Origin of the sequence: Streptomyces sp. WMMB303 (assembly GCF_029351045.1) — a bacterium.
Lineage (GTDB): Bacteria > Actinomycetota > Actinomycetes > Streptomycetales > Streptomycetaceae > Streptomyces.
Window position 1 is genome coordinate 744,856 of the sequence record NZ_JARKIN010000001.1, and the last position, 24,080, is coordinate 768,935.

A 24,080-nucleotide genomic window follows, 5' to 3' on the forward strand; every position below is an offset into this window, starting at 1 on the left:
TGCGCCCCGGGGACGGCCTCCCGGGTGCGTCCCGGAAAAGGCACTGCGGACGTGGCTCAGTTGGTAGAGCATCACCTTGCCAAGGTGAGGGTCGCGAGTTCGAATCTCGTCGTCCGCTCGATGTGGGGACCTCCCGGGCCCCGCACCTGGTGGAGTGGCCGAGAGGCGAGGCAACGGCCTGCAAAGCCGTCTACACGGGTTCAAATCCCGTCTCCACCTCCAAGGACGATTAGCTCAGCGGGAGAGCGCTTCCCTGACACGGAAGAGGTCACTGGTTCAATCCCAGTATCGTCCACCGGGTCCGGCCACCACCGGACCTTCCGCGCGGTTAGCTCAGCGGGAGAGCGCTTCCCTGACACGGAAGAGGTCACTGGTTCAATCCCAGTACCGCGCACGGACGATTAGCTCAGCGGGAGAGCGCTTCCCTGACACGGAAGAGGTCACTGGTTCAATCCCAGTATCGTCCACACCTGATCGAGGGCCCCGGCGGTTTCGCCGGGGCCCTCGTCCGTGCTCCGGGCTCCCGTGCCGCGTCCTCACCCGTCGCGGGCTCCCATGCGGTGCGGCGGACCCGCGCTCAGGAGGAGAAGAGCATCCGCCCGAAGCCACGGTGCCCGTGGTGCCCGTGGTGGCCGTGGTGGCCGTGCGAGCCGTGTTGCGGCGCACCCCAGGCCGGTCCGGCGGAGTAGCCCTGCGGTCCGGGCGGCGGAGGGGCCGACTGCCCCCACTGCGCCTCCATCCTGGTGAGAGCCTCCAGCTCGCCGTAGTCGAGGAAGATTCCGCGGCAGCTGCCGCACTGCTCGATCTGCACACCGCTGCGGTTGTACGTGTGCATCGGCGCACCGCACTTGGGACACTGCATCATTCGTCGGATTCCTCTCCCTACCGGTTGCCCACCGGTTCCCTCACCGGTGACCGGACACCCCCGGTCCCGGTCGGCACTGTCCCAGCCTACGACCCCCGGGGCGCGGGGAGTTCGGCACCTGCGAAAGAGCCGCGATCCGGGCGCACGCGGCCACGCACGCCTCCTCCGCCTCGTCCAGGGAACGGCCCCCGGTAGCGGCCTTCGCGACACCGAGCGCCGCGCTCTGCACCGTCAACGCCCGGGCCGGCGCGTCGAGATACCGCCACGGGTCCGAACCGGCCAGGACGTGCGGGAGGCGCTCGTCCCCCACGGAACCGGCCGCCGCGGCGAAGTCGACGGTCCGGGTGTAGGCGCCGAGGAAGCACTCCCACTCCGCGGCCGCGAGGAGACCGGCCGCGAACCAGGCGGCGGGCCGCGCCAGGTCCCAGGCCGGGGCGCCCAGCCCGAGGTCGTCGATGTCGATGAGCTGCCAGGGCCCGTCGGGCCGCGGATGCCGGACGAGCTGGCCGAGGTGGAAGTCGCCGTGGCACAGGGTGCGGGGGGCCGGGCCCGGCTCCTCGCCCCGGCACCACGGCGGCAGCCCCGCCCATGCGCGCTCGACGACATCCGCCGACGCACCGTGCGCACCCCGGGGTGCGCGCCGCATCCGGTCCAGGGCCCGGGCCGCCTTGGCCGGGCCGCGCATCGGCGGCAGCGGACCGGTGAGCCGCTCGGACGCCGGGAGCGGCGCCGTGTGCAGCCGGGCCAGCAGCACACCCGCCGCTCCCCAGGGCGCTGCCGCCGCGTCGTCCGGGTCGACCGGGGCGCCGAGGGGCCAGACGCTGCCGACCCGGCCCCCGGGCAGCGGGGAGGGGGCGTCCTCGGAGGTGGGGGGCAGCAGCACCCCGCGGTACTCCGGGGCCGCGGCGACCCGGATCCGCACCTCCAGCGCGGGCACTTCCGCGTCGGGCGCGTGTGCCTTGGCGACCCGTTCGCCGACCCGCACGACGGCGGTGTCGGCGCGGTCGGCGAGCACGGCGCCCAGCCCTCCGGGGTCCCCGGTGAGCACGGCGAGGGCCTGGCGCAGCACGCGGCTGCCGCCGGGGCTCTCAGGATCGGCCACGAGCACTCCACAGGTTCGACGAGGGCACCGTACGGGGCCCCGTTGTTCCGAGCGCGGCGTCCGCCGCCGGATACGCGAGAGCCCGGGCAGCTCCCCAGCTGCCCGGGCCTCGTGCCGTCCGCCGCACCCCCGTCCCCACGGGGCTGTAGAGCCGGAAGTCCCCGACCCGGTCCGCTCCACCGGGCCCGGGGCCGCTCAGGACCCCAGCATTCCGACCACGGACGACGCCTGTGTCAGCACCATCCGGCCCCAGCCCGAGACGAGGCCGAGAAGGAGGGCGAGTGGCAGCACCATGGCGGCGGCCACCAGCGGGTGGCGACGGCCGCCGGGGCGGGTGCCGAGATCGGCGAGTGCCGCGAGCCGTCCCTTCCCCGCGGGCGCCGTGCGCCCGGCCGTGTACGCCATGATCCGCTCCTGATCGTTGTCTGGAGCGGCGGACGTCCGACCTCGGGGGACGAGTGCTGCGCCCGCCGCTCGACAACCACATTAGGCAGGGCTGCCGGCGGCGGCGTCATGCGCGCGTACCGACTCGGGGCCTCCCGCAGGATGACGTGCGGCGCAGCCGCCTACTCCCCAGGGTGGAGGGCGTCCCCGGCCCTCCCAGGGTCTTCCCCCAGGGGGTACCGCCGCCCGGTCCCCCGCGCGGTCCGAGGGGGTGAGTTCTCTCACTCCCCCGCCGCCTCCCGACTCTGGTCGAGCCGGTGCTTCCGGCCCGGCGGGGCGGACTGCACAGGCTGTTCCGCGCCGCTGTCCGCCGCGGCGCCCGTCGGATCCCTCGCCGCGTCAAACCCCGTGCGGCAAAGCCGGTTTGACGGCGCGACACCGGGGGCGCGGGGGTGTGCGGAACAGGCGCGTCCGGTGGAGTCCCCTTCGACCGCCGTGCTCTGACATCCCGTCTGGCGCCGCGTGCGCGGCCTATCGTCGGCTCGCCGCGGCAGTCCGTAAGCTGTGGTCGTCAGACGGACCGGACACCGGTGGGCTGCTCCGCCACCGGGTGCCGGAGGTGGGCCACCGCCCATCGGACACCGGAGGTAGGAACGGACATGGCGATGATGCGGCTCCGGCGCGAGGACCCGCGAGTCGTCGGCTCGTTCAGGCTCCACCGGCGCCTGGGAGCCGGCGGTATGGGCGTGGTCTACCTGGGCTCCGACCGGCGCGGCCAGCGGGTCGCGCTGAAGGTGATCCGGCCGGACCTGGCCGAGGACCAGGAGTTCCGCTCCCGTTTCGCACGCGAGGTGTCCGCCGCGCGGCGGATCCGCGGCGGCTGTACCGCCCGGCTGGTGGCCGCGGACCTGGAGGCCGACCGCCCCTGGTTCGCCACCCAGTACGTGCCGGGCCCCTCGCTGCACGACAAGGTGAACGAGAGCGGCCCGCTGCCCGCCGCGCAGGTCGCCTCGATCGGCGCCGCACTCGCCGAGGGCCTGGTGGCGGTGCACGAGGCGGGCGTGGTGCACCGCGATCTGAAGCCGTCGAACATCCTGCTGTCCCCCAAGGGCCCGCGCATCATCGACTTCGGTATCGCCTGGGCGACCGGGGCGAGCACACTGACGCACGTGGGAACCGCCGTCGGCTCTCCCGGGTTCCTGGCGCCCGAGCAGGTGCGGGGCGCGGCGGTCACCCCGGCGACGGACGTGTTCGCGCTGGGCGCCACGCTGGCGTACGCGGCCACCGCGGACTCCCCGTTCGGGCAGGGCAGTTCCGAAGTCATGCTCTACCGCGTGGTGCACGAGGAACCGCTGCTGGACACCGTGCACGCGGCGCTGGCCCCGCTCGTCCACGCCTGCCTCGTCAAGTCGCCGGAGGACCGGCCCAGCACGCTGCAGCTCTCGCTTCGGCTCAAGGAGATCGCGGCGCGGGAGGCCCGCGGCCTGTCCGACGGCGGGGATCCCGCGCCGCGCGCCCGGGCGGGGTGGCACGGTGAGCGGCCGGGGACGGCAGGGCGGTACGCATCCGGCGCGCGGCCCGCCGGGGAGCGCCGCCCCCGGGACCCGATGCAGCAGCGGACCCAGCGCGACACCGTCGGCTGGGAGCGGGAGCGGGCGGCGAGCGCCCCCCGGGCCTCGACCCCCCGCTCGGCACGTTCGACCGCGTCCGGCGCACGCGGCACCCCGCGGACCTCGCGGGCCGCGCGGGACGCCGCACATCCCACGGGCAACAGCCCGCGCAGGGGCGAGCGCCCGCCCCGCCGCCCGGCGGCGCCGCCGGCTCAGCGGGGCGGCGAGCGGACGGCGAACGGCAGGTCGACCGGGCCTCGGCCGACCGCCCGGCGCGGGCGCCCCGGAGGGCTCGGTCCGGCAGCCCGCAAGAGGAGACTGCTGCGGCAGCGACTCATCGTCTTCGTGACGGTGACCCTGCTCGTCGCCCTGGGCATCGCGGTCGCCCAGGGGTGCGAGGGTCCCGCCCGCGGGCTCGGCAGCAGCACCTCCGTGCAGGTGCCGTGACCCCGCGGCCGCGGGTGCCGTGGCCCGGCAGCCGGTCTCGGACCCACCGCCCCGGCGGCCCCGCCGACGTGCTCCGGGCCTCTCAGCCGGCCTGCCGCGCGACCGCGTAGAAGGCGACGGCCGCGGCGGCGCCCACGTTCAGCGAGTCGACGCCGTGCGCCATCGGGATGCGGACCCCTTGGTCGGCGGCGCGCAGCGCGCGGGTGGACAGCCCGCTGCCCTCCGCGCCCAGCAGCAGGGCCGCACGGTCCCCGCAGCGCCGGGTGGCGGTGTCGAGGGGGACGGCCTTCTCGTCCGGTGTGAGGGCGAGCAGCGGGAACCCCGCGTCGCGTACCGTCTCCAGGTCCTGCGGCCAGCTCTGCAGCCGGGCGTAGGGCACGGCGAACACGGCGCCCATCGAGACCTTGACCGAGCGGCGGTAGAGCGGGTCGGCGCAGTCGGGTGAGAGCAGCACGGCGTCCATGCCCAGCGCGGCGGCGCTGCGGAAGATGGCGCCGATGTTGGTGTGGTCGTTGACCGACTCCATGATCACGACACGGCGCGCGGTGGCCAGCAGGTCCTCCGGCTTCGGCAGCGGCTTGCGCTGCATGGAGGCCAGGGCGCCGCGGTGCACGTGGTAGCCGGTGACGCGCTCGGCCAGCTCCGGGCTGACGGCGTAGACCGGTGCGGGCACCTCGTCGATGACGTCGCGCATGACGTCGATCCACTTCGCGGACAGCAGCATCGAGCGCATCGCGTACCCCGCCTGCCGGGCCCGGCGGATCACCTTCTCGCCCTCGGCGATGAACAGCCCTTCGGCGGGCTCGCGCCTGCGCCGCAGTTCGACGTCGGTCAGGCCCGTGTAGTCGCTCAGCCGGGGATCGTCGGACTGCTCGACGGTGACGAGCCCGCCGGCCGGCCGGTCGCCGGGTGTGCCGGGGGAGGATGAGGTGGCCACAGACCGATACCGCCCTGTCTCACTCGAAGTGCCCATGCGTCGATACCGCCGCGTAGGGAGTGGTTGCCCGGGACATGCCCGGCGGGTCACGGTGCGCTCGGGCCCACCGCCACCACGTCGCCGATCACGATGACGGCCGGCGGCCGTATGCCCTGCGCCGCGGCGCGATCGGCCGCCGTCGCCAGGGTGGCGTCGACCCGCCGCTCGGTGGCCATGGTGCCCTCCTGGACGATGGCGACCGGGGTGTCGTCGGGACGGCCGTGGGCGCGGAGCGCCGCGGCGATGGCGCCGAGGTTCTCCACCGCCATCAGCAGCACGAGGGTGCCCCGCAGCCGGGCGAGCGCGGTCCAGTCGACCAGCGAACGCGGGTCCTCGGGCGCGACATGGCCGCTGACGACGGTGAACTCGTGGGCCACACCCCGGTGGGTGACGGGGATACCGGCCGCGCCGGGCACACTGATCGCGCTGGAGATACCCGGGACGACGGTCACCTGCACCCCTTCGGCGGCGAGTTGCTCGGCCTCCTCCATGCCGCGGCCGAAGACGAACGGGTCGCCGCCCTTGAGCCGCACCACGGACCGCCCGGCCTTGGCGTGCTCGACCAGGACCGTGTTGATGGCCTCCTGTGCCATCGCCCGGCCGTAGGGGATCTTGGCCGCGTCGATCACCTCGACGTGCGGCGGGAGTTCGTCCAGCAGGTCGCGGGGGCCCAGCCGGTCGGCGACGACCACGTCGGCCTGGGCCAGCAGCCGGCGGCCCCGCACCGTGATCAGGTCCGGGTCGCCGGGTCCGCCGCCGACGAGGGCGACGCCGGGGGTTCGGGGCCCGCGCTGTTCCGCGCCGAGCGTGCCGTCCCCGAGCCGGGCCACGACAGCGTCCCGGATGGCGGCCGCGCGGCGCGGGTCGCGTCCGGCCGCGCCGTGCTCCCCGCTGGTGAGGACGGCGACGGTGATGCCGTCGCTGCGGCCGGTCGCCGGGGTCCACGCGGTGCCCCGGTCCGCGTCGTCCGCGCGGACGCACCACACCCGGCGGGCCTCGGCCTCCGCGACGATGGCGGCGTTGACGGCGGCGTCGTCGGTGGCCGCCAGCGCGTACCAGGCGTCCGCGAGGTCGCCGTCCCGCCAGCCGCGGCGCTCCCAGGCGATCTCTCCGGCCGTCGCCATCGCTTCGACGGAGGGCGTGGCCTCGGGCGCGACGAGGGTGACCCGCGCACCCGCCGCCAGCAGCGCCGGGAGGCGGCGCTGCGCCACGGTGCCGCCGCCGACCAGTACGACGCGGCGGCCGTCCAGGCGGAGTCCTACGGGGTAGGCGGGCGTGGCGGAGGTTTCCGACATCTGGGACGGCATCCTTCTCGAGAGGGCGGGCCGGCTCGTCCACCGGGCCGAGGACGACGCCGCTGCGGCGGTGGAGCGGCGAGGACGGTGAGGAACAGCCTATGCGGGACCGCCGAGCAGCGCTGTCTCGCAGGTCACGGGGGCAGGTCGGCACCCCTCGTGGTACCGGGGTGCCGCCGACGCGCCGGACGGGCCGCGCGGCGGGACGCTCCGGTGGCTGCCGGAGGTGCCCGCCGCGCGGCACGGGAGCGTTCAGCTCTTCTCGGTGACGCCCGCCGCGTCGAACGTGGCGACCTCGTGCATCGCGCGGGCCGCGCTCTGCACCATGGGCAGGGCCAGCAGTGCGCCCGTCCCCTCACCGAGCCGCAGGTCGAGGTCGAGCAACGGTCGCAGCCCCAGCTTGGTGAGCGCGGCGACATGGCCGGGTTCGGCACTGCGGTGCCCCGCGATGCACGCAGCGAGCGCCTCGGGGGCCACGGCTCGCGCGACCAGCGCGGCGGCACCCGCACTGACACCGTCGAGAATGACGGGGGTGCGCAGCGAGGCACCGCCGAGGATCAGCCCGACCATCGCGGCGTGCTCCAGTCCGCCGAACGCCGAGAGCATGCCGAGAGGGTCGGCCGGGTCGGGCTGATGCAGCTCCAGCGCGCGGCGCACGACCTCGACCTTGCGGGCGTGCGTCTCGTCGTTGATGCCGGTACCGCGCCCGGTGATCTCGGCGGGGTCCGCGCCGGTACAGGCGGCGATCAGCGCCGCGGAGGCCGTCGTGTTGGCGATGCCCATCTCGCCGGTGAGCAGCGCTTTGTTGCCGGCCGCTACCAGATCGCGGGCGGTCTCGATGCCCACCTCCAGGGCCCGCTCGACTTCCTCCTGGGTCAGCGCGGGACCCGCGGTCATGTCCGCCGTCCCGGCCCGTACCTTCCGCGGCAGCAGGCCGGGGGTGGTGGGCAGTTCGGCGGCGACACCGACGTCCACGACGCACACCTCGGCGCCCACCTGGTTGGCGAACGCGTTGCAGACGGCGCCACCGCCCAGGAAGTTGGCCACCATCTGCGCGGTGACCTCCTGAGGCCAGGGGGTCACACCCTGCTGATGCACCCCGTGGTCCCCCGCGAAGACCGCGACGGCGGCCGGTTCGGGCACCGGGGGCGGGCACTTGCGGGAGAGGCCGCACAGCTGCGCCGAGATGATCTCCAGCATGCCGAGCGCACCGGACGGCTTCGTCATCCGCTTCTGCCGCTCCCACGCCTCGCCGAGCGCCTTGGCGTCCAGCGGGCGGATGGTGCTGAGCGTCTCGGCCAGCATGCCGGTCGGCTCGGCGCCGGGCAGCGCGCGCCGCCCGTAGGACTCCTCGTGGACCACCCACGACAGCGGGCGCCGCTTCGACCAGCCGGCCTGCATCAGCTCCGGCTCGCCCGGGAACTCGTCGACGTAGCCCACGCACAGGTATGCGACGACCTCCAGGTGTTCGGGCAGTTCCAGCGCGCGGACCATCTCGCGCTCGTCGAAGAAGCTGACCCAGCCCACGCCCAGCCCCTCGGCCCGCGCGGCGAGCCACAGGTTCTCCACGGCCAACGCCGAGGAATAGGGGGCCATCTGCGGCTGGGTGTGCCGCCCCAGTGTGTGCCGTCCGCCGCGCGTCGGGTCCGCGGTGACGACGATGTTGACGGGGGTGTCGAGGATCGCCTCGATCTTCATCTGCTTGAACTGCTTCGCCCGTGCCTTGGGCAGCGACTTGGCGTACGCCTGGCGCTGCCGCTCGGCCAGCTCGTGCATGGCGCGCCGGGTCTCCTCGGAGCGGATGACCACGAAGTCCCAGGGCTGCGAGTGCCCCACGCTGGGCGCGGTGTGCGCCGCCTCCAGAACGCGCAGCAGCACCTCGTGCGGGATCGGGTCGGGCCGGAAGCCGTTGCGGATGTCGCGCCGCTCGCGCATCAGCCGGTGTACGGCTTCCCGCTCGGCCTCGGCGAACCCGGGCGCGGGCTCGCCCGCGGGGGCGGCGGCCGCGGGCTCCTCGTGTGCGGCCCCGCCCTCGGGAGTCGCCTCGGCGGGGGGCCCGTCGGGGGTCTCGCTCCCGGAGCCCTCGCTCCCGGGCCGGTCGACGGTGGATTCACCGTCGGGGGCCGGGTCGACGGCGGCGGTGTCGGGGACCGGTTGCCCGGCGGCCTCCGGCGCCCCGACGGGGCCGGGGGCGGTGCCCGCGTCCGCGGCGGGCGCCTCGTCCGGGGTTCCGGCGGGAGCCTCGGGCTGGAATCCGGGAGCGGCTGCGGGCCCGGTACCGGCCGGAGCGGTCTCGGGAGCCGGGGCCGCCACCCCCGTAGTCCCGGCAGCGGCTTCGTCGGACGGCGGGGGCCCGGACGCAGCACCGCTGTCCGCGGCCTCGGCCGACGGGCCGTCGGCGGGCCCGGCGGCACCGTCGGAGAGGTCCGGGGACTCCGTGCCGGGCCCGGCCGGCGAAGTGCCGACGGCGTGCTGCCCGGCGGCGGCCGGGTCGGTCGCCGGGGCGCCGTCCTCGGGAACCGACTCCGCGGCGGCCCCTCCGCCGGCGGGGTCGGCGTCCCCGGCGGGCGGCCCGAGCGGCTCGGGTGCGGCGGACGGTGCGGGCTCCCCGGCCGGCTCCTGGTCGGGCTCCGCAGCGGTGGCGGAGTGGTCCACCACCGCGTCCGGGGCCTCGGCGGTGGGTTCGGCCGGAGGCTGCGGCTCCGCTCCCCCGGCTGCGGCCGCCGGTGCCGCCCCCGCGTCATGCGCTGCGACCTCCTCGGCCGCCGGTGCGGGGACGGTGGCTTCGTGGGCCGCGGCGGCGTTCTCGGCGGCGTCGGCGTGCGGGTCCGCCGCCGTCCCGGGAGCGGTGGCTTCGGGGGCTGGCATGGGCTCGGGCTCCTTACCGGGCTGCGCCTCGGACGCGACGGTGCCCGGGGAGTCTGGTGCTGTTGCCTGCTCGGGGATCACGGGGCTGTCCGGCCGGGGGCCGGCGGGCTCCGGGTCCTGGTTTATCGGCGGAGCGGTCGACGGCGGTACGGCCGCCTCCTGCTGCGGCACCGGTTCGCCGCCCTGTGCGGGAACGGTGGGCGCTTCGCCGGGCTGCGCCTCCCGGCGCGGTCCGGGCACGGTGTCGTTGACAGGGCTGTCCTGCCCGGGTGCCTCCCCTTCCGGTTCCGGTCCGGGGGCGACCGCGGCCGCGGGGGCCGGACCGCTCACGGCCGGCGCGCCATGGGGCGGGGCGGGGTGCTGCGCGGTGTCGTCCGCCTGCTCTTCCGGCGGCGTGGGCGCCCCGGCGTCGGCGACGGGCCCCTGAGCCGTCGGCGCCGCGGGGGCGCCGGGAGCGGACTCCTCGGCGGAGGCGGGAGCGGACTCGTCGGCGGAGGCGGGGGCGGCAGCCTCGGCGGGGACGGGCTGCTGCGGGGCCCGGTCGTCCTGCTGGGGCGGGAGCTGGCCCAACTGCGGTCCCGGCAGCGGTTCCTCGGGGGACGGTGCGGACTGGTCGGGCTGCGGCGCGGGGTCCTGCGCGGTGGCCGCCGGGGCGGCCGGCGCGCCGGCCTCTGGCACGGGCTGCTCGGCTCCGGACTGCTGGGGCTGCTGGGGCTCTGGTGAAGCCTGCGGTCCGGGCTGCGCCGCTGCCGGTGCGGCCGGACCGGACTGCGGTGCCGCGGACTGCTCGGGCGCCAGCGGAGCGGTGCTCTGCGGGTCCATGACAGCAGGTACTGCCTCCGGGAGCTCACCGGCCTGCTGCTCGGCCGCGGGGCGGCTCTCCCCGGCGGCGGACGGCTGCGGCGCGCCCTGCACCGGCGCGGCCTGCGGGGCCGAGGCGGCCGGCTGTGCGGCGGCGCGCTCGGAGAGCGGGCGCACTGTGCCGGACTGCTCGGGAACCGGCGGCCCGAGGTGCAGCGGGCGGCGCGGGCCGGATCCGGAAGTGCTCTGCGTCGCGGGGGGTGCGGGCTGCGGCTGCTGGGGAGCGCGCACGCCGCTCATGTCGTACGCGCCGGAGTCCCGGCCGTCGGCCTCGTGCGCTCCCTGCTCCGGCCCGCTCACCCCGGCCTGCTCCTCGGCCGGGACGGGCTGCGCAGCGGCCTGCGCTTCCTGCTGGTGCGGGGGCTCCTGCGGCCCGTACCCGTGCTGCGCGGCGTACGCGTCGGCACCGGTCGCGTCGTACGGTGCCGGGTTCCCGTCCGGTCCGTACTCCGTTCCGGACGGGAACCCGCCGTCCTGCGGCAGCGGGGCGGCGTCCTGCCGCGGCTGCCCGTACGGGTCGTACCCGTATCCGTAGCCGCTCTCCCGCTGGGGCTGCCCCGCCGGCTGCCCGGGAGCGGGCACCGGCTGCTCGTTCCAGGCGCCCTGCGCGGAGGGCATCAGCAGCAGGTCCTCTTCCTCGGAGGGCTCGTGGGTCTGATGGTTCGCATGAGGATCGTGGTGAACGTGCGCGGAGTGCGCCTGGGCCGCGTCCTGGACGTCACCGCTGCCGTCGGCGAAGGAGTAGCCGCCGGAGCCCGGGACGTCCGGCCGTCCCTCCGGCTGCTGCCCGCCTGCGTTCTCCGGCAGCCCCTCGCCCGGGATCTGACCGGTGTCAGTCATGCGTTCCCCTCGCCCATCGCTAGTGCTCCTTCCAACCGGCGGACGGACCGCCGCGCCCCGCAGATGAAGAACGAGCACGCACTCTGTGCGGCACGTGCCTCCGGCTACACCATTCGGACAACGGCGGACGAAGCGTCAACCCCGAACGGTGGCACAACAGTCCATCAGCCTACCCGGCACGGCGGACCCCGCCCGCCAGGGGTGGGAGAGAAAGCGCACTTCGTCGCGGTTCGTCACGCACGACGTCACAGAGGTTCAGTTCCGGACAGCGGACAGCAGGAAGACGACGGAGCGTTCGGTCTCCGTCCACCCCGCCGTCTCCAGCCGCACCGACTGCAGCAGGGCGCACTCGACGGCGTATCCCCGCTCCCCGAGGGCCCGTCCGGCCGCCTCGGCCTCGTCCCGGGTGGTGGCGTGCGTGACGATGCGGGCGGGGCGGCGATCCGCGACGGCGGTGACGGTGGCCGTGCCCCCGGCGCCGACCCGCACGACGTCGGGCTCGGGCAAGTCCTCCAGCACGTGCGGCGCGACGCCGTGCACGATCTCCAACTGGACGCCGAACCGCCGCGCGGCGGCGTAGCCGCGTCCGCAGGCGTCGGCGTCGCTGTCGACGGCGATGACCGCGGCCCCGAACCGCGCGGCCTCCACCGCGAAGGCACCGCTGCCCGCGCCGATGTCCCAGACGAGGTCACCCGTACGCGGTCCCAGCCAGGCCAGTTGGGCGGCGCGCAACTGCGCCGACCCGCCCGCCGCCGATCCGCCGCTCCCCTCCGCCGGCTCCCCGGCGTACTCGGCCGTCGGCAGGGCCCAGCCGCGGACCGCGGGCGGGTAGCCGACCTCGTGGCCCGCGAGCCATCCGGTGCCCTGGGTGGCGCCGCTGTCGGCGCCCGCCCCGCTGCCGCCGACGACGATCACCACGTTCGGGTCGCGCCAGGTGTGATCGGCGACCTTGTCCGAGGTGAGGACGGTGACCTGCTCGCGCTCGGTGCCCAGCGCCTCGCAGATCACGAAGGTGCGGTGGACACCGTTCAGCAGCAGGGCGAGTTCGGCGGGCCCGGCGCCGGGCGAGGTGAGCACGGCGACCTTGTTGTGCGCGCGGCAGACGTTGACCGCGCGGCGCAGCGTACGGCTGGTGGCGACCACGAGCTGGGCGTCGTCCCAGGGCATCCCGGCGCGGGCGAAGGCGGCGGCGACCGAGGAGACGGCGGGCACGACCTCGACCTCCAGGCCGTGCTCGGGGGCGCGCAGGGTCCGCACGACGCCGAAGAAGCCGGGGTCGCCGTCGGCCAGGACGACGGCCGTGCCGCGGTGGCGCGCGATGCGCCGCGCCGCGAGCGAGGTGCTGCCGAGCCGGATGCGCTCGGCGCGCGGCGGGACCTCGGGCAGCGCGAGATGGTGCGCGGCTCCGGCGACGAGGGTGGCCGCCGCGAGTGCCGAGCGGGCGGCGTCGGTCAGCGGCGAACCGTCCCACCCGATCACGGTGACGCGGTCGGCCATGGTGGGTGTCTCCTGGCTGGTCTGGGCACATCGCAGGTCGGGCCCACAGAGCGTACCCCCTGTCGCGGCGGGGCAGCGTCCGCGCGCCCCGCCGCATCCCGGCAGGCCGCGTCCCGTGCCCGGCGCGTCAGTGCCGCCGGGGCCAGCCGGGGTGCGGCGCGTAGCCGCCGGTTCCGGCGAACTGGTCGAAGCTGCCGTCCAGGTCCTCGGGCAGCAGGCTCCAGACGATGAGGTCGGTGCGGATCTCCGCCCAGCCGCCCTGGGCCCCGGTCCGTGAGGACCCGAAGTTCTCGGTGCGGGTGCGGGCTATCCACGCGTTGCGCAGCACCCCCTCGCTGATGCAGCCCAGCTTCTGGGCCACCTGCTGGGCGGCGGTGTTGTCGGCCGCCGTACGCAGTTCCAGGCGTTCGAACTTCTGGTCCTGGAAGAGCCAGTGGGCGACGGCCGCCAGCGACTCGGAGGCGTATCCCTCACCGCGGGCCCAGGAGGCGGTGGCGTAGAGCGCGTGGGCGGAGAGCACCCGCCAGTCCGCGCCGTGCAGCTCGACCAGACCGACGAGCCGCTGGGTGAGCAGTTCGGTCACGGCGAAGGCGATGCCGTCGCCGGAGGTGCGCCGGGCCGGGGCGCCGCGGGTGACGAAGTCCCGGGCCCGGTCCTCGTTGTAGGGCACGGGCGACGCCAGCCACGCGGTGATCTGGTCGTCGGCCATCATCGCGGTCAGCGCGGGGACGTCCGCTTCCTCGAACGGGCGCAGCACGAGCCGGTCCGTGCTGATCGAGATGTCCGGGAAGGTCGAGGTCATGCGCCGCTCCTACACGTCGGGGTGCACAGCATGCAGCATCGGCACCGGGATGCGCAGCGCCGGGCCCGCCCCGACAGGCGGACCCGGCGCTGATCAGAGACTTGTCGACACGGGGACTTTCCCCGGTTCAGGCCGTGGGGTCACGATCCCACAGGCCCGAAGACCGGTTCGATCGCCCCCTGGTACTTGTCCTCGATGAACTTCTTCACCTGGGGCGAGTTCAGCAGCTCGGCGAGCTTCCGGATCCGCGGGTCGTCCTGCTTCCCGTCCTTGACCGCGAGGAAGTTGGCGTACGGGTTGCCCTCGGCCTTCTCCGCCACCAGCGCGTCCGAAGCGGGGTTGAGCCCGGCGTCGACGGCGTAGTTGCCGTTGACGACGGCGGCGTCCACGTCGTCGAGAGCGCGGGGGACCGCCGCGGCCTCCAGTTCCTTGAACTTGAGGCCCTTGGCGTCGGCGATGTCGCCGAGGGTGGCCTCCGGTCCCGCGCCGGGCTTCAGCTCGATGAGCCCGTGTTCGTCCAGCAGGTGCAGGGAGCGGCCCTCGTTGGTGCTGTCGTTGGGGACGGCCACGGTGGCGCCGGATCCGATGCCCTTGAGGCTCTTCTCCTTCCTGGAGTACAGGCCCAGCGGCTCCAGTTCGACGTTGACGACCGGCCTGATGTGGGTGTGCTGCTTCTCGTTGAAGTCGTCGAGGTAGGGCTTGTGCTGGAAGAAGTTGGCGTCGACCTCACCGCTCTCGGTGGCGGTGTTGGGCACCACGTAGTCGTTGAACCTGCGGATGTCGAGCTTCAGCCCCTCCTTCTCCGCGAGGTGCTTCTCGACGTACTCCAGGATCTCGGCGTGCGGGGTGGGCGAGGCGGCGATCCTGAGAGTCTGCTCGTCCTCACCGCCCCGGCCGACGCCGTAGCCGATCAGGGCCAGCGGGACGACGACGGCCGCGGCCACCGCGGCGGTACGACCGCGCCCCAGCTTGGCGAGCCGCCGCCCGGCCCCTCCGTCGGCGCCGCCTCCGCCGCCGCGCGCCGTCAGCAGCCGCACGACGGCGTCGCCGACGAGCTGCACGGCGGTGACGACGACGATCAGCGCGACCACCGTGGCGACCATGACACCGGTCTCGAAGCGCTGGTACCCGTACTGCACGGCCACCGAGCCGAGTCCGCCGCCGCCGACGGTGCCCGCCATCGCCGAGTACCCGATCAGCACGATCACAGTGGTGGTCAGTCCGGCCACCAGGGACGGCAGCGCCTGCGGGAGCAGCGCCTTGAAGACGACGGTGGGGGTGCCGCCGCCCATCGCCTGTACCGCTTCGACCAGGCCCCGGTCGACCTCCCGGACGGCGGTCTCCACCAGCCGCGCGAAGAACGGGATCGCGCCGATGGCCAGCGGCACCACCGCGGCGGTGGAGCCGACCGACTGGCCCACGACGAAGCGGGTGAAGGGGATCAGCGCGATCAGCAGGATGATGAACGGCAGCGATCTGCCCACGTTCACCAGCGCGCCGAGCACGCGGTTCACGGGCGCGTTCCGCAGCATGCCGCCCTTGTCGGTGAGGACGAGCAGCAGCCCCAGGGGCAGGCCGCCGACCAGCGCGACGAGCGCCGAGCAGCCGACCATGTAGAGGGTGTCCCAGAAGCCCTGGAACAGCAGCGGCTGCATCTGTGACCAGCTCACTCGGCACCTCCCGCGACGCGTGCGGCCTGCCCTGCCGACGCCGTCACCGCTTCCGTGCTCCGGGCGCCGGACGGGTCGGCGGCGGTGCCGGCGACCGCGGCGACGTCGACGGTCAGGCCCTGCTCGCGCAGGAATCCGATCGGCACCACGTTCTCCTCGAATCCGCCGGGCAACTCGATCCGCATCCGGCCCACCTGCTTGCCGGCGACGGTGTCCATCGCGGCGCCCAGGATGGAGATGTCGATGTTGTAGGTCCGCGACAGCTTGGAGATCACCGGTTCGGTCGCCGTCTCGCCGTGGAAGGTGACGTCGACGACCGTGCGGCCGGGCGCCGAGGGCTCCCCGCCGACCGGGAAGAGTTCGCCGGCCAGCTCGGAGCCGGGCGTGGCCAGCAGCTCGGCCACGGTGCCGGACTCGGTGACGCGCCCGTTCCGCATCAGCGCCGCCGAGTCGCAGACCGCCTTGACGACGTCCATCTCGTGTGTGATCAGCAGCACCGTGAGGCCGAGCTGCTCCTTGAGGTCGCGCAGCAGTCGGAGGACCGAGCGGGTGGTCTCCGGGTCGAGCGCGGAGGTCGCCTCGTCGGAGAGCAGCACCTTGGGGTCGCCCGCGAGGGCACGCGCGATGCCGACCCGCTGCTTCTGGCCGCCGGAGAGCTGGCCGGGGTAGGACCCGGCCCGGTCGGCGAGTCCGACCAGGTCGAGCAGCTCGTGCGCCTTGCGGGTGCGCTGCTGTCCGGAGTGGCCGAGGATCTCCAGCGGCAGTTCGACGTTGCCGAGCACGGTGCGCGAGGACAGCAGGTTGAAGTGCTGGAAGACCATGCCGATCCGGGCGCGGGCCGCGCGGAGTTCCTTGCCGGCGCGGTTTCCGCTGCCGGAGCGGGCGGCCAGGGCCGTCAGGTCCTGGCCGTCGACGGTGACGGTGCCGGCGGTGGGGCGTTCGAGCAGGTTGACGCAGCGGATGAGCGAGGACTTCCCCGCGCCGCTGCGGCCGACGACGCCGAACACCTCGCCTTCTTCGACGTGGAGGTCGACGCCGTCCAGTGCGGTGACCTCGCGGTCCCGCGTGCGGTAGACCTTTGTGAGGTCCGTTGTGGTGATCACAGAATCGTCCGTGGTGTCGGTGGGATGAGCGCTTGCGATGCCGTCGGGGCGGGCGTGCGGCTGCGGTACGGGCAGAGCGGAGCCACGGCTGCGATGCGCGGGGCGCGTGGGTGGTGAGCTCCCCGCCTCCGGCCCGGTGGGCGGGGACGGTGGGAGCGGCTCTGCCCGCGGTGCTCGGCACGCGGGGGCTCGTGACTCGCTTCGGGGCGCGAGTCGCCTCGGTCAGCTCAGGCGGGGGCCCTCAGCGGGCACACATTCGCCCGGTGGGCGACGGCCAGGCGCGCACAGGCATACAACGAGCACCGGGCGCCATCGTCGCCTCGGTCGCCAGGGTGCGGCAGCTCGTCGTGTTCATGGGGCACAGTAAATCAGACGGGGCCGACCGCTCGGCGCGCTCCGTCCGCATCGCGGACAGCGGAATGGACACCGTGCAGCCGTTCCTGCCGCCTTCAGTCCTCCGCGACGACCGTCACGCCTGAGGCTGTGACCTGGGCCGTCACCGAGCCGAGGTGCTCGACGACGACATCGGCGCGCAACGCGTCGCGGGGGTGCGTTGTGGCCAACCCCACGGTGCCCATGCCCGCCCTGCGACCGGCCTCCAGTCCGGCGGGCGCGTCCTCGAAGACGACGCACCGCGCGGGGTCGGCGCCCAGCTTCCGCGCCGCCAGCAGGTAGGGCTCCGGGTCGGGCTTGCCGCGGGTGATGTCGTCGGCGGCCACGACGAGCGGCGCCTCGACACCCACCGCACGCAGCCGGGCCTCGGCCAGTTCGCGGGTGGCCGAGGTGACCACGGCCCAGCTCCCCTCGGGCAGCGCGGCCAGCAGATCGGCCGTGCCCGGCAGCGCGACGGCGCCGCCCCGCGCCACGTCCTCGAGCTCCAGCCGGCCGATCCGGGCGACGGCCTCGGGGACCCGTTCGGCGGACAGCAGATCGCCCACGATGTCCGCGGCGGGGCGCCCGTGCAGCTCGACGGCGGCGAAGTCCTCCGGGCTGATGCCGTACTCCCGCGCCCAGGCCGTCCAGCAGCGGAGCACCGAGTCCATGGAGGAGAGCAGGGTGCCGTCGTTGTCGAACAGCAAGGTCACGGGGGCTTCGAACTTCATGCCGGGCAGCGTACGCGGGTGTCCGGGGGCGCACGTCGACGGGGCCGGGCGCCCTTCTAGACTCCTTCACATGCTCACCCCGCTCACCGTCACGCTCGCCGTGGCCGCGCTCGTGCTGGCCGCGTGGTGCGGCTGGGCGGCGTACCGCGACCAGCCCACCAAGGACTGGCACTTCCTCGGCATGGCCGCGGTGACCCTGCTCGCGCTGGCCCAGCTCGTGGTCGGCATCGTGCAGACCGCGCGGGGCCACCCGGCCGCCGACGGCTCGGTGATCTTCTTCTCCTACCTGGTCGGCGTGGTGGCCTGCGTGCCGGTGGTGGGGCTGCTCTCGCTGACGGAACGCACCAAATGGGGCTCGCTGACGGTGGTGGCGGGCGCCGTCGTGCTGGCGGTGCTCCAGGTGCGGCTGTACGACATCTGGGGAGGCGGTACCGGTGGCTGAGGATTCGAGGGACGGGGCGGTCGGCATCCCGGCTGACGGCACGGCGGACACCGGAACCGGGCGGGCGGGGATCAACACCGGGCCCGGCAAGCTCCTGGTCACGCTGTACGGCATCTTCACGGTCGGCGCGGCCTCGCGCTCGGCCGTCCAGCTCTCCACCCGCTTCCACGAGGCGCCGCTGGCCTATCTGCTCTCGGCGGCCGCCGCGCTGGTGTACGCGTTCATCACGCTGTCCCTGGTCCGCGGCGGCGAAGGGGCCAGGAAGGCCGCCCTCGCCTGCTGTGCGCTGGAACTGTTCGGCGTGCTGGCGGTGGGCACCTGGACGCTGGTGGAGCCGTCCGCGTTCCCGGACGCCACGGTGTGGTCGGACTACGGCATGGGGTACCTGTTCATCCCGGTACTGCTGCCGGTGACGGGGCTGTGGTGGCTGCGACGCGGCCACCACAGCTCGGCGGCGGCCGGACGCTAGGCGCTGGCGGCGTACTCCGCGGCGTCCTTGGCGAGCGCCACCAACGTCACGCGGCGGTCGCGCTCGGTGCCGACCGGGGTGTAGCCCAGCCGCCGGTACAGGCGCAGATTGCCCTCGCTGCGGCTGCCGGTCACCAGGTGATAGCGCTTGGGCCCGAACGCGTCGGCCAGGTGGGACTCGACGGCGCCGAGCAGCCGCCCGCCCAGTCCGTGCCCCTGGAGGCGGGGGTGCACGCACAGCCTGCCGATCCGCGCCGTGCCCTCGGCGTCGACCCTGCCGCGTACGGTGCCCACGACCTCCTCGCCCAGCCGGGCCACCAGCACGCAGTCGGCGGTGAGCTCGGCCCGCAGTTCCTCCAGCGTCTGGACCAGCGGCTCGATGCGGTAGTCGCCGTAGAGCTCCGCCTCGGTCTGGAAGCAGAGGTACTGCAGCTTCAGTATCTGTTCGGCGTCGTGCTCGTCCGCCGCAGAGATGGTCACGCTCATGCCCATGTGCGCATGCCTCCCCAAGTTGTGTGCGCACGGGCACGGGAGAGTGAGGGTTCCGTGTCCGCGCTGCCTGCCCTGGTGACGCCGGTTGCCTCTCCCACCCTTCCCCTGGGTCCGGGTGGTGGAACCTGTGCCGCGAGCATTCTGCGCAGGCATTCCAGGCAGCGGGAACGCAGCGGCCCCAGCGCACCCTGTGACATTCCCAACTCGCGGGCGATTTGGGGGTATGTGGGCTCTTCCGGGGACAGCAGGGCACCCAGCAGGGCGGGGCAGCGCCCCGGGAGCCGGGCGACGGCCGCGGCCAGTTCGCGGCGGCGCTCGGCGGCCAGCAGCGGTGCCTCGGTGTCGCTGGCCGGATCGGCGGTGCCGTCGGCCGCGGTGATCCGCTGTGGCCAGTCCGGGTGGGGCGGCGGCCCGGCGGCCTCCGGCGACCCGCACAACGCGCGGGAGGTCTCGCGGGCCTCGGCGCGCACCGCGGCGGCCAGCCAGGCGGCGGGGTCGGCGGGCGGCCCGGACGCGCGCAGCCGCTCCAACCAGCGCAACAGGACGCCCTGCAGCAGATCCTCGGCGTCGGTACCGGGCAGCGCCGCGGCCTCGGCGGCGCACTCGGCCCACAGCAGTGCCCGCGGTTCCGGCTCCCGCGAGGAGGGCCACGGCTCGTGGGGTTCGTTCATACGCGGCTGCACGCGCGCCGCCCGTCCGCGGTTGCGGAACGGACGGCGCCTCACTCGTACGGGTGAGATCGGCCGGGCCCCGGGGGGCGCGGGCCGGCGGGCAGCGCGACGGACGGCCCGGGGCGGGTCAGCGGCGGTCGCGGAAGTCCGCCGCGGCCAGCAGCGCGGTGTCGCAGTTGTCGGAGAAGATGCCGTCGATCCCCGTCTCGAACCAGCGCTTGAAGGCGCCGAACGCGTCGCCGTACGCGTTCGGGTCGTCTCCCTTGCGGAAGTCGGCCGGCAGGAAGGTGTTCTCGTTGCGCATCGTGTACGGGTGCAGCACCAGCTTCCGGGCGTGCGCGTCGCGCACCAGGGTCGTCTCCTCGCCGAGCGAGCCGTCCTCCTCGCGGGGGATGATCAGGTCGAGGGTGGGGCCGATGCCCTGGGCGAAGCCGGCGATCCACTCCAGCCCCTCGGGCTTCACCAGATCCGCGACGGTACGCGGGTCGCCCGACTCGACGAAGTCCCAGGGGCGCGAGGTGGGGCCGGAGAGCAGGACGACGCGGGGGCAGTCCACCAGCTTGTCCAGCCGCTGGATGCTGCTCGGCTCGAAGGACTGCAGGAAGTTGGGCGCGTGCGCCTTGTGCCGCCCGTACCGCCGCAGCAGGGTGACCAGCCGCTCCTCCAGGCCGAGGCCCAGCTTGCGGAAGTAGGTGGGGTGCTTGGTCTCGATGTGCAGCCACACCGGGCGTCCGCGCCGCCTGCCCTGCTTCTCCGCCCACTCCAGGACTTCGGCGAAGCCGGGCACCTCCCAGCGGCCGTCGTAGAGGGTGTTGCGCTGCCGCTGCTGCGGGATCCGCTCCTTGGCGCGCAGCGTCTTCAACTCCCGGAGGGTGAAGTCCTCGGTGAACCAGCCGGTGAGCTCCCTCCCGTCGACCGTCTTGGTGGTCCGGCGGGAGGCGAACTCGGGGTGGTCGGAGACGTCGGTGGTGGCGGTGATGTCGTTCTCGTGCCGGCACACCAGGTGGCCGTCCTTGGTGGGGACGAGATCCTGCTCGATGACGTCGGCACCCATGTCCAGGGCGAGTTGGTAGGAGCCGAAGGTGTGCTCGGGGCGGTAGCCGCTGGTGCCCCGGTGCCCGATGACGGCCGGGGTCGGCAGCCGCCGGTGGCCGTGTCCGTGCCCGTCGGTGCGGGCCGCCGCGGCCTGCGCGGTGCCACCTCCGAGCGCGACCGCGCCCGTGCCTGCCGCGCCCAGCACCGCCGCGGCACCGAGCACTGTTCTACGGCCCGGCTGCTGCTCCTGTCCCATGCGCTCTCCTCAGTCCCGGTGGCACCGATGTCCGGCCCTGCCACATGTCGGGCTGATCGTAGGACCGGCCGGGCGGCGGCGGGGAGACGTCTGTGCGAACACGGCTGAAACACCGGCCGGGCGGCGCACGAGCACCCGAGCAATACGGACGCAATCCACGTCAATTCCCCGTAACGGTGCAAGGAACCCGGTGTGCCGGGTACCCGGAGCGGCGAGTATCGTCCTCATCTGCGCTTCCGTGCGCATCGACCACGCGCACGGCCATACCGACTGGGCGGAGGGTCCGTTGTCCCGTTTCCGGCTGATCAAGGCAGTGCTCGGCCCGCTCCTGCGCGTGCTGTTCCGGCCGCGGGTCGAAGGGGCCGACCGCATCCCCGGCTCGGGTCCGGTGATCCTGGCCGGCAACCACCTCACGTTCATCGACTCGATGATCCTCCCCCTGGTGACCTCGCGGCAGGTCTTCTTCATCGGCAAGGACGAGTACGTCACCGGCAGGAGCCTCAAGGGCCGGCTGATGGCGTGGTTCTTCACCGGCGTCGGCATGATCCCCGTCGACCGGGACGGCGGACGCGGCGGCGTGGCCGCGCTGATGACCGGCCGCCGGGTGCTGGAGGAGGGCAACGTCTTCGCCATCTACCCCGAGGGCACCCGCTCCCCCGACGGCCGGCTCTACCGCGGCCGTACGGGCATCGCCCGGCTGGCCCTGATGACCGGCGCGCCGGTGGTGCCGTTCGCCATGATCGGCACGGACGAGGTGCAGCCGGGCGGCAACGGCCTCCCCCGGATCGGCGGCGGCCGGATCACCGTGCGGTTCGGCGATCCGCTGGACTTCTCCCGGTACGAGGGCATGGACCGGGACCGCTATGTGCTCCGCGCGGTGACCGACGAGGTGATGAGCGAGGTGATGGACCTCTCGGGCCAGGAGTACGTGGACGTCTACGCCACGAAGGCGAAGGCGGCCTGAGCGCACGGGCCGCGGCGCGTCGTCCACGGCCCGCGGCACCGTCCGGGGGGGCGCCTCCGGCACCCGGGCTCGGCGGCGGGCGCCCGTCCGCCGCCGCTCAGCTCTCCTCCAGCCGCTGCCCGCGCAGCAGCCGCCAGGCCAGGAGCGCGGCGGCGAGCAGGACGACGGCCCCGGCACCGGCCCCGTACCGCAGTCCTTCGGTGAAGCTGTCCCGGGCGGCGTCCAGCAGTCCGGTGCCCGCGGCGGCCGGCAGCGAATCCGCGGTCCGTACCGCCTCGCCCAGCGACTGCCGGGCGTGCTCGGCCGCTTCCGGGGGAACGCCCTGCGGGGTGCCGAAGGAGCGGTAGACGCCGGTCACCACCGAACCCAGCAGGGCGATGCCGAGCGCGGCGCCCAGTTCGTAGGCGGTCTCGGAGACCGCCGAGGCCGAACCGGCCTCCTCCTTGGGAACGGTCGAGAGGATGACGTCCGCGGTCACCGTGAATGCCAGGCCCGCGCCCACCCCCACCACCAGCAGCACGCCGCCCAGCAGCAGATAGCTCGTCGTCGGCTGGAGCCACAGGCAGCCGCCGAGGGCGGCTCCCACCGCGGCCAGCCCGCCGGAGACGACCCCCCGCACGGACGTACGGCGGGCGACCCGACCCGCGAACAGGCCCGCGACGACGGAGCCGATGGCGGCGGGCAGTTCGGCCAGGCCGGCCTGGAACGGGGAGCGGCCCTGCACCATCTGGAGGAACTGGGAGAGGAAGAAGACCAGTCCCGACAGTCCGAGGATGGTCAGCAGATCGGCGAGGACGGCTCCGCTGAAGCCGCGGTGGGCGAACAGCCGCATGTCCAGCAGCGGCGCGGGCAGCCTCAACTGGCGCCGCACGAACGCGTACAGCGCGCCCGCGCCGACCACCGCAGCGCCTACGGCGTCCCAGCGGAAGCCGTAGGCGGCGGTCTCCTTGACGGCGTAGACGAGTGCGATGAGGCCCACCATCGACAGCCCGACGCTGGGCAGGTCCCAGGGGCCCGGGGCCGGGTTCCTGGACTCCGGCAGCAGCCTGGCTCCGACCAGTACCAGCACCGCCATCACCGGCAGGTTGATCAGGAAGACCGAGCCCCACCAGTAGTGCTCCAGCAGGAACCCGCCGACGACGGGGCCGACCGCGGTGCCCGCGGCCGTCATGGCGCCCCAGATGCCCACGGCCAGGCTGCGCTCCCGCGGGTCGGGGAAGATGTTGCGGATCAGCGCGAGGGTGGCGGGCATCAGGGTGGCGCCCGCCACGCCCATCAGCGCCCGCCACAGGATCATCGCCTCGGGGCTGTGCGCGTAGGCGGTGAGCACGGACAGTGCGCCGAACGCCACCGACCCCGTCAGCAGCAGCTTCTTGCGGCCGATCCGGTCGCCGAGGCTGCCCATGGAGACCAGCATTCCGGCGATGACGAACGAGTAGACGTCGCCGATCCACAGCAGTTGGGTGCTGGAGGGCCGCAGGTCCTCGCTGAGGAAGGGCGCCGCCAGGCCGAGCACGGTGACGTCGATGCCGACCAGCAGCACGGCGAGGACCAGCACGGCCAGCGCCACCCAGCGCAGCCGGGAGGGGCCGGTGTCCGCCGGGGTGCTGCCGGGGCCGGCGGCAGGGGTGCGGCCGCTCATCACTCCACGCTCCGCCGTGCACCGCCGAGCAGCAGCTCCGCGGTCATCCGTACCGAGTCGCGGGCCGCGACCCTGCCGTCCTGGACCGCCCAGGCCGAGGCGGTGATCAGCGCGTAGAGCGCTTCGGTCAGCCAGGCCGGGGACAGCTCGATCCGGAAGGCCCCCTGGCGCTGTCCGCGCTGGAAGAGTGCGCTGATGCGCTCGTCGATCCTGGTCCAGCCCGGGTGCTGCTCGCCGGGTTCGAAGAGCTGGTTCTCGGTGACGAGGAAGCCGAGGAAGCCGGCCAGCGGCTCGGTCTCGGCGATGACCCGCCGCACCGCGTCGGCCGCGTCCCCCTCGTCCGTCCGGGCGGCGTCCAGTGCCGCGTCGAGGCGTCGGAGGCCGAGTTGTTCGAGCGCGCGGATGAGCGCTTCCCGCCCGGCGAAGTGCCGGTGCAGTGTCGCGCGGCTGATCCCGGCCGCCTTGGCGATCTCGTCCATGGAGGACGTCGGCCGCCGGGTCAGGACATCGGCGGCGGTGCTCAGCAACTCTTCCCGGTCCACACTCATGAGACAACGGTACTCCATGTGAGACATTCATGTCGCATGTGAGGCATGCAAAGCGCCCCGCCGCATGAGGGCGGCGGGGCGTGGCGGCCGGGCCGGCCCGGCTCAGGAGCTGCTCACCGAGGACGGCGCGCCCGCCCCG

Annotated in this window: 20 protein-coding genes, 5 tRNA genes and 1 pseudogene; 9 read left to right on the top strand and 17 right to left on the bottom strand. The window is 74.4% G+C overall.

Features of this window, described 5'->3' with window-relative positions:
• The first annotated feature begins 45 nt into the window (after positions 1-45).
• The 5 genes from P2424_RS03430 (at position 46) to P2424_RS03450 (ending at position 467) form a co-directional block, all read left to right on the top strand.
• A tRNA-Gly gene (locus P2424_RS03430) sits at positions 46-118 on the top strand.
• Between the two features lie 30 nt (positions 119-148).
• Positions 149-222, top strand: a tRNA-Cys gene (locus tag P2424_RS03435).
• Position 223: 1 nt separating this feature from the next.
• A tRNA-Val gene (locus tag P2424_RS03440) sits at positions 224-295 on the top strand.
• A 27-nt stretch (positions 296-322) separates the two neighbouring features.
• Positions 323-394 (top strand) — tRNA-Val (locus tag P2424_RS03445).
• Position 395: 1 nt separating this feature from the next.
• Positions 396-467: transfer RNA gene (locus P2424_RS03450), tRNA-Val, on the top strand.
• A gap of 110 nt (positions 468-577) precedes the next feature.
• Here the strand turns inward: P2424_RS03450 and P2424_RS03455 are convergent.
• From P2424_RS03455 to P2424_RS03465, 3 genes are all read right to left on the bottom strand, one after another.
• Complete coding sequence (locus P2424_RS03455) at positions 578-862, bottom strand: zf-TFIIB domain-containing protein (protein ID WP_276478805.1); 285 nt, start codon at positions 860-862, stop codon at positions 578-580.
• A 43-nt stretch (positions 863-905) separates the two neighbouring features.
• Positions 906-1,934, bottom strand: coding sequence for a phosphotransferase (locus P2424_RS03460; RefSeq protein WP_276478806.1), 1,029 nt, complete (start codon positions 1,932-1,934; stop codon positions 906-908).
• A 228-nt stretch (positions 1,935-2,162) separates the two neighbouring features.
• Entirely contained in the window at positions 2,163-2,372 is a 210-nt protein-coding gene (locus tag P2424_RS03465) for a hypothetical protein (RefSeq protein WP_276474320.1), read from the bottom strand.
• 638 nt (positions 2,373-3,010) lie between these two features.
• Here P2424_RS03465 and P2424_RS03470 point away from each other — a divergent pair.
• Positions 3,011-4,408, top strand: coding sequence for a serine/threonine protein kinase (locus tag P2424_RS03470; protein WP_276474321.1), 1,398 nt, complete (start codon positions 3,011-3,013; stop codon positions 4,406-4,408).
• Between the two features lie 82 nt (positions 4,409-4,490).
• Here the strand turns inward: P2424_RS03470 and P2424_RS03475 are convergent, their stop codons facing one another.
• From P2424_RS03475 to P2424_RS03515, 9 genes and pseudogenes are all read right to left on the bottom strand, one after another.
• Complete coding sequence (locus P2424_RS03475; protein WP_276474322.1) at positions 4,491-5,345, bottom strand: RNA methyltransferase; 855 nt, start codon at positions 5,343-5,345, stop codon at positions 4,491-4,493.
• Positions 5,346-5,431: 86 nt separating this feature from the next.
• Positions 5,432-6,679, bottom strand: coding sequence for a uroporphyrinogen-III C-methyltransferase (cobA, locus tag P2424_RS03480; RefSeq protein ID WP_276474323.1), 1,248 nt, complete (start codon positions 6,677-6,679; stop codon positions 5,432-5,434).
• A gap of 252 nt (positions 6,680-6,931) precedes the next feature.
• A complete protein-coding gene (cobT, locus tag P2424_RS03485) occupies positions 6,932-11,248 on the bottom strand; it encodes a nicotinate-nucleotide--dimethylbenzimidazole phosphoribosyltransferase (RefSeq protein ID WP_276474324.1) in 4,317 nt (1,438 codons plus the stop codon).
• A 255-nt stretch (positions 11,249-11,503) separates the two neighbouring features.
• A complete protein-coding gene (gene cbiE, locus P2424_RS03490; protein ID WP_276474325.1) occupies positions 11,504-12,745 on the bottom strand; it encodes a precorrin-6y C5,15-methyltransferase (decarboxylating) subunit CbiE in 1,242 nt (413 codons plus the stop codon).
• A 127-nt stretch (positions 12,746-12,872) separates the two neighbouring features.
• On the bottom strand, positions 12,873-13,547 hold the full coding sequence (locus P2424_RS03495) for a GNAT family N-acetyltransferase (RefSeq protein ID WP_276474326.1): 675 nt from the start codon (positions 13,545-13,547) through the stop codon (positions 12,873-12,875).
• Between the two features lie 140 nt (positions 13,548-13,687).
• Positions 13,688-14,467 (bottom strand): MetQ/NlpA family ABC transporter substrate-binding protein, encoded by a 780-nt coding sequence (locus P2424_RS03500; RefSeq protein WP_276478807.1) that lies wholly within the window; start codon positions 14,465-14,467, stop codon positions 13,688-13,690.
• Between the two features lie 93 nt (positions 14,468-14,560).
• Positions 14,561-15,217: pseudogene (locus P2424_RS03505) on the bottom strand (methionine ABC transporter permease); the annotation flags it as partial.
• The gene (locus P2424_RS03510; RefSeq protein WP_276474327.1) at positions 15,214-16,320 is read right to left on the bottom strand and encodes an ATP-binding cassette domain-containing protein; all 1,107 of its coding nucleotides are present in this window, start codon (positions 16,318-16,320) and stop codon (positions 15,214-15,216) included. The pseudogene P2424_RS03505 and the gene P2424_RS03510, both read right to left, overlap by 4 nt.
• A 449-nt stretch (positions 16,321-16,769) precedes the next feature.
• On the bottom strand, positions 16,770-17,423 hold the full coding sequence (locus tag P2424_RS03515) for an HAD-IA family hydrolase (RefSeq protein ID WP_276474328.1): 654 nt from the start codon (positions 17,421-17,423) through the stop codon (positions 16,770-16,772).
• A 70-nt stretch (positions 17,424-17,493) separates the two neighbouring features.
• On the opposite strand from P2424_RS03515, the gene P2424_RS03520 reads away from it, so the two are divergent.
• Together P2424_RS03520 and P2424_RS03525 are read left to right on the top strand one after the other, a co-directional pair.
• Positions 17,494-17,865 (top strand): hypothetical protein, encoded by a 372-nt coding sequence (locus tag P2424_RS03520; protein WP_276474329.1) that lies wholly within the window; start codon positions 17,494-17,496, stop codon positions 17,863-17,865.
• A 25-nt stretch (positions 17,866-17,890) separates the two neighbouring features.
• Positions 17,891-18,334, top strand: a complete 444-nt coding sequence (locus P2424_RS03525) for a hypothetical protein (RefSeq protein WP_276478808.1) — start codon at positions 17,891-17,893, stop codon at positions 18,332-18,334.
• On the opposite strand, the gene P2424_RS03530 is transcribed toward P2424_RS03525, so the two are convergent.
• From P2424_RS03530 to P2424_RS03540, 3 genes are all read right to left on the bottom strand, one after another.
• Positions 18,331-18,825 carry a GNAT family N-acetyltransferase gene (locus P2424_RS03530; RefSeq protein WP_276474330.1) on the bottom strand — a complete coding sequence of 165 codons (495 nt, stop codon included), beginning with the start codon at positions 18,823-18,825 and terminating at the stop codon, positions 18,331-18,333. The genes P2424_RS03525 and P2424_RS03530 overlap by 4 nt on opposite strands.
• Positions 18,816-19,496 carry a sigma-70 family RNA polymerase sigma factor gene (locus tag P2424_RS03535; RefSeq protein WP_346660060.1) on the bottom strand — a complete coding sequence of 227 codons (681 nt, stop codon included), beginning with the start codon at positions 19,494-19,496 and terminating at the stop codon, positions 18,816-18,818. Before P2424_RS03535 ends, P2424_RS03530 begins: the two co-directional genes overlap by 10 nt.
• A 127-nt stretch (positions 19,497-19,623) precedes the next feature.
• On the bottom strand, positions 19,624-20,787 hold the full coding sequence (locus P2424_RS03540) for a glycerophosphodiester phosphodiesterase (protein WP_276474331.1): 1,164 nt from the start codon (positions 20,785-20,787) through the stop codon (positions 19,624-19,626).
• Positions 20,788-21,073: 286 nt separating this feature from the next.
• On the opposite strand from P2424_RS03540, the gene P2424_RS03545 reads away from it, so the two are divergent.
• Positions 21,074-21,751 carry a lysophospholipid acyltransferase family protein gene (locus P2424_RS03545; RefSeq protein WP_276478809.1) on the top strand — a complete coding sequence of 226 codons (678 nt, stop codon included), beginning with the start codon at positions 21,074-21,076 and terminating at the stop codon, positions 21,749-21,751.
• 97 nt (positions 21,752-21,848) lie between these two features.
• Here the strand turns inward: P2424_RS03545 and P2424_RS03550 are convergent, their stop codons facing one another.
• Together P2424_RS03550 and P2424_RS03555 are read right to left on the bottom strand one after the other, a co-directional pair.
• Positions 21,849-23,393 carry an MFS transporter gene (locus P2424_RS03550; RefSeq protein WP_276474332.1) on the bottom strand — a complete coding sequence of 515 codons (1,545 nt, stop codon included), beginning with the start codon at positions 23,391-23,393 and terminating at the stop codon, positions 21,849-21,851.
• Positions 23,393-23,941, bottom strand: coding sequence for a TetR/AcrR family transcriptional regulator (locus P2424_RS03555; RefSeq protein WP_276474333.1), 549 nt, complete (start codon positions 23,939-23,941; stop codon positions 23,393-23,395). The genes P2424_RS03550 and P2424_RS03555 overlap by 1 nt, the downstream gene beginning before the upstream one ends.
• Positions 23,942-24,080 lie beyond the last annotated feature (139 nt).